The sequence below is a fragment of the Methylibium sp. T29-B genome, assembly GCF_000576225.1.
GTDB lineage: Bacteria > Pseudomonadota > Gammaproteobacteria > Burkholderiales > Burkholderiaceae_C > Methylibium > Methylibium petroleiphilum.
On record NZ_AZSN01000159.1, the window covers coordinates 1 to 8,104 of the forward strand.

Below are 8,104 nucleotides of genomic sequence, written 5' to 3' on the forward strand. Positions count from 1 at the left end.
CGCCGGCCGCACGCCATGCGGCGAGCCCGCCGTCCAGCACGGCGACCTCGCGGTGGCCGAGCCAGCGCAGCATCCACCACGCGCGGGCGGCGAACATCGCGCCCTGCCGGTCGTAGACCACCACCGGCGTGGCCGGGGTGATGCCCAGGCGCGTCAGCGTTGCGGCGAAGGCCTCGCGCGTCGGCAGCGGGTGGCGGCCGCGGAAGCGGCCGTCGGCGGCCGGCGTGTGGTCGGCCAGGTCGCGGTCGAGGTGCAGGTAGTGGGCGCCGGGCAGATGGCCCTCGCGGTAGCTGCGTTCGCCGGCCGCGGGATCGGCCAGGTCGAACGAGGTGTCGACCACGACGGTCGGCGCGCCGGCAGCCAGCCGCTCGCGTAGCGCCTCCGCGTCGATCAGCGGCATGGGCAGGGTCGAGGCAACACGGTTCAACTCACTTCTCCTCGCAAGCGACCCGAGGCAGCGCGCGGCCGCCGCGGATCCGGCTCCGCCGGTCCGCCAGCGGCGCCCCTGGAGGGGGAGCGCCGAAGGCGCAACGGGGGTGGGTCATGTTTCAAGGGTCGATTGCACCGCATCCCGCGGCGCCGCGCGGTTGCGCAACTGCGTGGCGGCGATGCCGGCAGCCACCACCAGCGCCATGCCGCCCAGCGCCATCGGCGTGACCGGGTCGTCGAACAGCAGCGCGCCGAAGATGAAGGAATAGACGATACCGAGGTACTGCAGGCTGGCGTTCACCAGCGGTCGCCCGGTGGCGTAGGCGCGCGTCATCAGCAACTGCGCGGCGGTGGCGAAGCCGCCGACAGCGAGCAGCATCAGCGCCGCGAAGGTGTCGGTGTGGGCCGTGAACCCGCCGGACGGCAGCGCCGTCAGCAGGCCGGCCGCCATGCCGCCGACGGAGAAATAGAACACCACCCGCGGCTCCGGTTCGCCGGCCCGGCCGAGCGCGGTGACCTGCAGGTAGGCCACCGCCGACAGCAGGCCCGACAGCAGGCCCATCAGGCCGTACCAGAGCTGGTCGCGCTCCATCGTCGGCCGCAGGATCAGCGCCACGCCGATGAAGCCGACCAGCACGGTCGCGATCAGCCGGCCGTCGGTGCGCGCGCCGCCGAGCATGATCGCGCCGCCGATCAGGAACAGCGCCATCCACACCGAGGACATGTAGTTCAGCGTCATCGCGGTCGCCAGCGGCAGGCCGGCGATCGAGTAGAACCACAGGCTGAGCGCGGTGACGCCGCTGGCGCTGCGCCAGAAGTGCATCGCCGGCACCGGCGTGCGCACGCCGTCACCTCGCCGGTGCAGCAGCGCCGCCATCGACAGCGCGCCGATGAGCCCGCGGTAGAACACGATCTCGCCGGTGCCGTAGTGCGCCGAGGCGTACTTGACGCACACGCTCATCGCCGCGAACAGCAGCGTGGCGAGCATCATCAACAAGGAGGCAGGCATTGCGCGGGTCCGGAACCGGAAGGCGGGCCGCGCTGGGCGACCCTGGGGCGGCGCGGCGGTCAGCGCGGCAGCGCGATGCGCCGCCGATACCACTCGTGGAAGTGCTGCATGCCGTCTTCCATCGGGCTCTGGTAGGGGCCGAACTCGTCGTCGCCACGTCGCCACAGCGCCTCGCGCCCGGCATCCATGCGCAGCGCGATCTCGTCGTCCTCCACGCAGGTCTCCATGTAGGCGGCCTGCTGCGCCTCGACGAACTCGCGCTCGAACGCGGCGATCTCCTCGGGGTAGAAGAACTCGACCACGTTGAGCGTCTTGCGCGGCCCCTGCGGCACCAGGGTCGAGACCACCAGCACATGCGGGTACCACTCCAGCATCACCGTCGGGTGGTAGGTCAGCCAGATGGCACCGTGCTTCGGCGGCGCGCTGTCGTGCGCGTCGCGGCGGTAGTTCAGCAGCGCCTGGTGCCAGCGGCCATAGACGTCGGAGCCGGGCTTGCCCAGCGCCTCGCCGGCATGGCGCGCCACGCCGACGGTCTGCAGCGAGTGCTCGGGGCCCATTTGCCAGCGCAGATCGTCGCAGGCGACGAAGTTGCCGAGCCCGGGGTGGAAGGGGCCGACGTGGTAGTCCTCGAGGTAGACCTCGATGAAGGTCTTCCAGTTGTAGTCGCACTGGTGCAGGTGCACGCGGTCGAACACATAGCCCGAGAAGTCGAACTCCGGCGGCAGCGCGAGGCCGGCCAGGTCGGCGTGCACGTCGCGACCGATCCGCTGGCCGTTCACCTCCCGCGGCGCCTCGAACAGCAGCCCGTTCCACTGCTGCACCGGGTAGTTGTTCAGGTGCAGGCAGGGGTCGTCTGGGAAGTGCGGCGCGCCGACCAGCTGCCCCGACAGGTCGTAGGTCCAGCGGTGCAGCGGGCAGACGATGTGGTCCTTCGTGTTGCCGCGCCCGCGCAGCATCACCGCCTGGCGGTGGCGGCAGACGTTGGAGATCAGCTCGATGCCCTGCGGCGTGCGCACCAGCGCCCGGCCTTCGCCTTCCTGCAGAAGCGCATGGTGGTCGCCGACCTCGGGCACCGAGAGCGCGTGCCCGACGTAGCGCGGGCCAGGTCGGATGATGAGCTCCTCCTCGCGGCGGTACAGATCCTCGTCGAAATAGCTCGACACGGGCAGCTGCGCGCGGCTGCGCCCGAGGACTTCGCGGGTGATGCTCAGGTCGGACATGATCCGAAGGGGTCTCCGATATCCGGTGCCGGCCGTCGGTGACGGCTTGGGCGCCACGCCGTCACGGCGACGGCAGGGGCACCTGCGTGCTGCAGGGAGGAGATGGGATTCTATCGGCCTCTGCTCCGGGAGCCGGGGGAGGCGCGGTCCGATGACAGCAATCCCTAGGGCCATTGCGCGGCGGAGCCTGTGGAGGCGCCTCACAAATGCTCACGCACCCCGGCATGGCTTGACGCCCGGCTGACTACAATCAGGTTTTGACGCGATCACATGGCCAAGCAAGCACACGCCAGCGGGCCCAGCCCCTCGATTCCTGACGCCGAACCCGCCAGCTACGAGGCGGCGCTGGTGGAGCTCGAACAACTGGTCGCGGCCATGGAGGCCGGCCAGTTGCCGCTTGATCGCCTGCTCGACAGCTACCGCCGCGGCGCGGTCCTGCTCGGCTACTGCCGCGGGCGCCTCGAAGCGGTGGAGCAGCAGGTGCAGGTGCTCGAGGCCGGCGAACTCAAGCCCTGGGCCACGGCGGCATGAAGCGCGACGAATTCGACGCCTGGTCGCGCGACCGCCTCGAGCAGGTCGAGGCGGCGCTGGAACGCTGGGTGCCGGCGCTGGCGCCGGCCGGCCTGGGCGACGCCATGCGCTACGGCGTGCTCGATGGCGGCAAGCGCCTGCGTCCGTTGCTGGTGCTGTCGGCGGCCGAGGCCGTCGGCGCGACCGACAGCGAGGCCGCCCTGCGCGCAGCCTGCTCGGTGGAATTGATTCACGCCTACTCGCTGATCCACGATGACATGCCCTGCATGGACGACGACGTGCTGCGGCGCGGCAAGCCCACCGTGCACGTGAAGTTCGGGCAGGCGCAGGCCATGCTGGCCGGCGATGCGATGCAGGCCCTGGCCTTCGAGGTGCTGACCCCCGAGGACGACAGCGTGCCGCTGGCGCTGCAGGCCCGACTGTGCGGACTGCTGGCCCGTGCCGCCGGGCAGGACGGCATGGCCGGTGGGCAGGCGATCGACCTGGCCAGCATCGGCCGGCCGCTCGACGAGCAGTCGCTGAGCGACATGCACCGCCGCAAGACCGGTGCGCTGCTGCAGGCCAGCGTCATGATGGGTGCGGCCTGCGGCGATGCGAGCGCGCAGGCCCGGCAGGCGCTTTCCGAGTACGGTGCGGCGCTCGGCCTGGCCTTCCAGGTGGTCGACGACATCCTCGACGTCACCCAGGCCTCCTCCACGCTCGGCAAGACCGCCGGCAAGGACGCCGACCAGAACAAGCCCACCTACGTGACCGTGCTCGGCCTGAGCGCGGCGAAGCGCCGGGCCCAGACGCTGCGCGAGCAGGCCCAGGCGGCGCTGGCCCGCAGCGGCCTGCCCGACGCGGCCTGGCTCAGCGTGCTGGCCGACAAGGTCGTCGAGCGCGATTGCTGAACCGTCCATGAAGTCCTATCCCTTGCTGTCCACCATCGACCAGCCGGCCGACCTGCGCGGCCTGTCGCGCGCCGAGCTCAAGCAACTGGCGCAGGAGCTGCGCGACCACGTGCTGACCAGCGTGTCGCAGACCGGCGGCCACCTGTCGAGCAACCTCGGCACGGTGGAGCTGACGATCGCGCTGCACCACGTCTTCAACACGCCGCAGGACCGGCTGGTGTGGGACGTGGGCCACCAGACCTATCCGCACAAGATCCTGACCGGCCGTCGTGACCGCATGGCCGGCCTGCGGCAGCTCGGTGGCATCAGCGGCTTCCCGCGCCGTGACGAGAGCGAGTACGACACCTTCGGCACGGCGCACTCGTCGACCTCCATCTCCGCCGCGCTCGGCATGGCGCTGGCGGCCAAGATCAAGGGCGAGGATCGCCGTTCGGTCGCGATCATCGGCGACGGCGCGATGACCGCCGGCATGGCCTTCGAGGCGCTCAACAACGCCGGCGTGTCCGGCGCCAACATGCTGGTGGTGCTGAACGACAACGACATGTCGATCTCGCCGCCGGTGGGCGCGCTGAACCGCTACTTCGCGCGGCTGATGTCCGGGCGCTTCTACAGCGCGGCCCGCCAGGGCGCCAAGAGCGTGCTGAAGAACGCGCCGCCGCTGCTCGAGCTGGCGCGCCGCTTCGAGGAGCACGCCAAGGGCATGATCGTGCCCAGCACCATCTTCGAGGAATTCGGGTTCACCTACGTCGGCCCGATCGACGGCCACGACCTCGACTCCCTGATCCCGACGCTGGAGAACCTGCGCGACCGCAAGGGCCCGCAGTTCCTGCACGTGGTCACGAAGAAGGGCTACGGCTACAAGCTGGCCGAGGCCGACCCGGTGGCCTATCACGGCCCGGGCAAGTTCAACCCGGCCGAGGGCCTGAAGAAGGCCGCCCCCGGCAAGCCCAGCTTCACCCAGGTGTTCGGCCAGTGGCTGTGCGACATGGCGGCGAAGGACACGCGCCTGGTCGGCATCACGCCCGCCATGCGCGAGGGCTCCGGCATGGTGGAGTTCGAGCAGCGCTTCCCGGACCGCTACTTCGACGTCGGCATCGCCGAGCAGCACGCCGTGACCTTCGCCGCCGGCCTGGCCTGCGAAGGGCTGAAGCCGGTGGTGGCGATCTACTCCACCTTCCTGCAGCGCGGCTACGACCAGTTGATCCACGACGTCGCGATCCAGAACCTGCCGGTCGTGTTCGCGCTCGACCGGGCCGGCATCGTCGGCGCCGACGGCGCCACGCACGCCGGGGCCTACGACATCGCCTACGTCCGCTGCGTGCCCCACCTCAGCCTGATCGCGCCGGCCGACGAGAACGAATGCCGCCAGGCGCTGACCGCTGCGTTCGAGCAGCAACATCCGGTGGCCGTGCGCTACCCCCGCGGTGCGGGCGTCGGCGTGGCCGTCCAGCCCGAGCTGACGGCGCTGCCCTGGGGACGCGGCGAACTGCGGCGCGAGGCGCGCGGCGGCGGTCGCCGGATCGCGATCCTGGCCTTCGGTACGCTGCTCTATCCGGCGCTGGCCGCGGCCGAGAAGCTCGACGCGACGGTGGCCAACATGCGCTTCATCAAGCCGCTGGACACCGAGCTGGTGCTGAGCCTCGCGCGCAGCCACGAGGCCCTGGTCACGGTGGAAGAAGGCTGCCTGCAGGGCGGCGCCGGCAGCGCGGTGCTCGAGGCGCTGCAGGCCGCCGGCGTCAACCTGCCGGTGCTCACGCTGGGCCTGCCCGACGAGTTCGTGGAGCACGGCGACCCGGCCAAGCTGCTCGCGCAGCTGGGCCTGGACGCCGCGGGCATCGAGCAGAGCATCCTCAAGCGCTTCGGCGCCAAGCTCGAGCTGGTGCGGCCGGCGATCAACGGCTGAGGACTATCGCCGCCATCGAGGCGACAAGGCCCCTGTCGCCCTTGCAACAGCCGCGTCTGATACAAACTGTCATGCTCGCGAACGAATTCAACGCCCGAAGCCGCACACGCCGGCCGGCGCGACGCCCATGAACGACATGACCCACGCCTCTGCCCTCGGCCTGACGCAACACATCCCCGACACGCAGAGCGAGCGCGACGAACGCCATCTGGCGATCCAGCGTGTCGGCGTCAAGGAAGTGCGCTATCCGCTCACCGTGCGCATCGGCGAACAGCTCTCGCCGACCGTGGCGTCCTGGAGCCTCGATGTGGCGCTGCCGGCCGAGCAGAAGGGCACCCACATGTCGCGCTTCGTCGCCTGGCTCGACGCCCTCAGCGCCTCCGGCAAGCCGCTCGACGCCACCGCGCTGCGCGACGAGCTGGCGGTGATGCTCGACAAGCTGCATGCGGTCGAGGGGCGCATCGAGGCGCGCTTCCCGTTCTTCATCCGCAAGCATGCGCCGGTGTCCGGCGTGTCGAGCCTGCTCGACTACCAGGGCGCCTGGATCGCCGAGCACCGTGCCGGTAGCGGCACGACGGTGTGGTGCGAGGTGGTGGTGCCGGTCAAGAGCCTGTGCCCGTGCTCGAAGGAGATCTCCGACTACGGCGCGCACAACCAGCGCTCGCACGTGACGATCCGCGCCGAGGTCCACGGTGAGCTCGGCTTCGAGGCGCTGGTGCGCTTCGCCGAGGCCTCGGCGTCGAGCGAGATCTGGGGCCTGCTGAAGCGCCCCGACGAGAAGTGGATCACCGAGCGCGCCTACGAGAACCCGAAGTTCGTCGAGGACCTGGTGCGCGACGTGGCGCTGCGGCTCAACGCCGACGCCCGCATTGGACGCTACCGCGTCGAGGTCGAGAACTTCGAGTCGATCCACAACCATTCGGCATTCGCGGTCATCGAACGCGAATGAGCTCGCGCGCAGCGCGGGCGGCGCCGGGTCGGCGCCCGAAGGGTTGCGGCAACGGCTCACTTCGCGCAGCGAAAGTGAGCGTTGTCACAACCCACACCGAAACTCAGGCCTTCGCCGTCATCGAACGCGAATGACGCGCCGGTGAGCGGCGGCCGCGGCCGCCCTCAGCCCCCCAGCATCTCGATCGGCCAGCCCTCGAACTGCGCGATTCCCCGCAGCGAAGCGTCGGGGCGCACCGCGACCGGGTAGCGCACGGCGCGCAGCAGCGGCAGGTCGCTGGCCGAGTCGCTGTAGAACCAGCTGTGTTCGAGCCGGGCCAGCGGCCGGCCCTGGCTGTCGAGCCAGGCCTTCACCTTGTCGAGCTTGTGGGTGCCGTGGCAGGGCGCCCCGACGATCTCGCCGGTCGGCACGCCGTGGCTGTCGACCGCCGATTCGGTGGCGAGCACGTGCTCGATGCGGAAGGCGCGCGCAAAGCGCTCGGCGATGAGGCGCGACGTGGCCGTGACGACGCAGCACAGGTCGCCCACGCCCAGGTGGCGCGCCACCAGCACGCGGGCGGCGTAGGGCAGCCGCGTCGACACCTCGGTCTCGAACTCGTCGAGCCAGTGCGACAGCTCGGCACGCGTGAGCCGCGTCAGCGGCGCGAACATCGAACGGTGCAGGGCCGCGATGTCGAGCCGCCCCTCGACATAGGCCTTGCAGTGCGCCAGGTAGTCGGCTTCCTGCTCCGCCTCCACGACACCGCGCGCGACGAGGAAGCGGGTCCACTCCATGCCGCTGTCGTAGGGCAGCAGTGTGTGGTCGAGGTCGAACAGCGCGAGCTTCATGTCGCCAACCGGGCCGGCACGGCACCGCGCAGCGCGTTGCACACGACCACGGCCTCGGCCCGCGCCAGGTCGGCGCGCGTCAGCGGGCGCTCGGCGGCAGCCCAGGCCGGGTCCTCGAGCAGCAGGCCACGCATCACGCCGGGCAGCGCACCGTCGGCGAGCGGCGGTGTCCACCAGCGGCCGTCGAGCTGCAGGAACACGTTGCTGCGGCCGCCCTCGACCAGCCGGCCGTCGGCCGTGAAGAACAGGCTGTCGAAGGCGCCGACGGCCTCGGCGGCCCGCACGCCGGCGTCGTAGGCGGCGCGCAGCGTGGTCTTGTGGCCCGCCAGCGGCCGCGGCTCGGGCA

The 8,104-nt window shown here is 71.0% G+C and carries 9 protein-coding genes; 4 read left to right on the top strand and 5 right to left on the bottom strand.

The features are described 5' to 3' along the window. The 3 genes from Y694_RS17950 to Y694_RS17960 all read right to left on the bottom strand — a co-directional run. Window positions 1–400 (bottom strand): sulfurtransferase (locus tag Y694_RS17950; protein WP_036235007.1); only part of this gene is annotated, 400 nt, incomplete at its 3' end. 141 nt (window positions 401–541) lie between these two features. Next, window positions 542–1,438 (bottom strand): DMT family transporter, encoded by an 897-nt coding sequence (locus Y694_RS17955; RefSeq protein WP_036235009.1) that lies wholly within the window; start codon window positions 1,436–1,438, stop codon window positions 542–544. Between the two features lie 59 nt (window positions 1,439–1,497). Continuing rightward, window positions 1,498–2,658, bottom strand: a complete 1,161-nt coding sequence (locus Y694_RS17960) for an aromatic ring-hydroxylating dioxygenase subunit alpha (RefSeq protein WP_036235011.1) — start codon at window positions 2,656–2,658, stop codon at window positions 1,498–1,500. A gap of 270 nt (window positions 2,659–2,928) precedes the next feature. Here Y694_RS17960 and Y694_RS17965 point away from each other — a divergent pair, with 270 nt between their 5' ends. From Y694_RS17965 to folE2, 4 genes are all read left to right on the top strand, one after another. Next, window positions 2,929–3,189, top strand: coding sequence for an exodeoxyribonuclease VII small subunit (locus Y694_RS17965; RefSeq protein ID WP_036235012.1), 261 nt, complete (start codon window positions 2,929–2,931; stop codon window positions 3,187–3,189). Further along, window positions 3,186–4,079 (top strand): polyprenyl synthetase family protein, encoded by an 894-nt coding sequence (locus tag Y694_RS17970; RefSeq protein WP_036235013.1) that lies wholly within the window; start codon window positions 3,186–3,188, stop codon window positions 4,077–4,079. The genes Y694_RS17965 and Y694_RS17970 overlap by 4 nt, the downstream gene beginning before the upstream one ends. A gap of 7 nt (window positions 4,080–4,086) precedes the next feature. Continuing rightward, a complete protein-coding gene (gene dxs, locus Y694_RS17975) occupies window positions 4,087–5,982 on the top strand; it encodes a 1-deoxy-D-xylulose-5-phosphate synthase (RefSeq protein WP_036235014.1) in 1,896 nt (631 codons plus the stop codon). 127 nt (window positions 5,983–6,109) lie between these two features. Beyond that, window positions 6,110–6,931 carry a GTP cyclohydrolase FolE2 gene (gene folE2, locus Y694_RS17980; RefSeq protein ID WP_036235016.1) on the top strand — a complete coding sequence of 274 codons (822 nt, stop codon included), beginning with the start codon at window positions 6,110–6,112 and terminating at the stop codon, window positions 6,929–6,931. A 164-nt stretch (window positions 6,932–7,095) separates the two neighbouring features. Here the strand turns inward: folE2 and Y694_RS17985 are convergent, their stop codons facing one another. Both Y694_RS17985 and Y694_RS17990 read right to left on the bottom strand, forming a co-directional pair. Next, window positions 7,096–7,758 (bottom strand): HAD family phosphatase, encoded by a 663-nt coding sequence (locus Y694_RS17985; RefSeq protein WP_036235019.1) that lies wholly within the window; start codon window positions 7,756–7,758, stop codon window positions 7,096–7,098. Further along, a partial coding sequence (locus Y694_RS17990) for an aminotransferase class IV (protein WP_036235022.1) occupies window positions 7,755–8,104 on the bottom strand: 350 nt, incomplete at its 5' end. The genes Y694_RS17990 and Y694_RS17985, both read right to left, overlap by 4 nt.

Bases quoted from the DNA above. Each gene is read 5' to 3' on its own strand.
- Y694_RS17955 (WP_036235009.1), bottom strand. From the start codon at position 1,438: ATGCCTGCCTCCTTGTTGATGATGCTCGCCACGCTGCTGTTCGCGGCG.
- Y694_RS17960 (WP_036235011.1), bottom strand. From the start codon at position 2,658: ATGTCCGACCTGAGCATCACCCGCGAAGTCCTCGGGCGCAGCCGCGCG.
- Y694_RS17965 (WP_036235012.1), top strand. From the start codon at position 2,929: ATGGCCAAGCAAGCACACGCCAGCGGGCCCAGCCCCTCGATTCCTGAC.
- Y694_RS17970 (WP_036235013.1), top strand. From the start codon at position 3,186: ATGAAGCGCGACGAATTCGACGCCTGGTCGCGCGACCGCCTCGAGCAG.
- dxs (WP_036235014.1), top strand. From the start codon at position 4,087: ATGAAGTCCTATCCCTTGCTGTCCACCATCGACCAGCCGGCCGACCTG.
- folE2 (WP_036235016.1), top strand. From the start codon at position 6,110: ATGAACGACATGACCCACGCCTCTGCCCTCGGCCTGACGCAACACATC.
- Y694_RS17985 (WP_036235019.1), bottom strand. From the start codon at position 7,758: ATGAAGCTCGCGCTGTTCGACCTCGACCACACACTGCTGCCCTACGAC.